Below are 855 nucleotides of genomic sequence, written 5' to 3'. Positions count from 1 at the left end.
CTCGGGTAATCCAATGCCGGTTATTTTGGTAGATTGGTCTGATATTCGTGAGCAGAAAAGACTTGTGGCATTGCGGGCTTCGGTTGCTTTGCAGGGCCGCTCCGTCACTCTGTATGAGAGAGCTTTTACCTTAGAAGAGCAGTGCTCTAAGGCTGCGCATGACCGATTTTTATCTGAGTTAGCCAGTATTTTGCCAGCTAATGTGGTGCCACTAATCGTAAGTGATGCTGGGTTTAAAGTGCCATGGTACAAATCGGTTGAAGATCATGGTTGGTACTGGCTCAGCCGAGTGCGAGGCAAAGTAAGATTTGCGGACATAGGCGCACAAAACTGGCAACCCATCAGTAAGTTACACAGCCAAGCATCCAGTAGAGCCAAGAGCCTTGGCGACAAGAAACTCACGCAGGGCAACCCAATCAACTGCCAAATAGTATTGTATAAATCATTACCGAAGGGACGGAAAAATCAGCGTTCAACACGAACCAATTGCCACCATCCATCACCCAAAGTGTATTCAGCTTCAGCAAAAGAGCCTTGGGTACTGGCAACCAATTTCCCGCCAGCGGCCCGCACACCAAAACAACTGGTGAAGCTTTATGCCAAGCGCATGCAGGTAGAAGAAACATTCCGAGACTTGAAAAGCCCTGTTTATGGGTTAGGTTTACGTCAAAGTCGAACCAACAGCCCAGCGCGTTTCGATATCATATTGTTGATAGCGTTAATGCTGCAATTTATGTTTTGGCTGACGGGGTTGCATGCTCAAGGGCAAGGCTGGGATAGACACTTTCAAGCCAATACAATACGAACCCGGAATGTACTGTCTACCGTCAGGTTAGGACTAGAGGTTATGAGGCG

Annotated in this window: 1 protein-coding gene; it reads left to right on the top strand. The window is 47.8% G+C overall.

Features of this window, described 5'->3' with window-relative positions; all coding sequences use genetic code 11:
• Positions 1 to 855, top strand: an 855-nt coding sequence (locus K6Y31_RS22090; protein WP_233055181.1) for an IS4 family transposase, incomplete at both ends; no start/stop codon positions are given.

Origin of the sequence: Motilimonas cestriensis (assembly GCF_021295315.1) — a bacterium.
GTDB lineage: Bacteria > Pseudomonadota > Gammaproteobacteria > Enterobacterales > CBDFNC01 > Motilimonas > Motilimonas cestriensis.
This window is presented reverse-complemented; position numbering and strand designations above follow the sequence as displayed.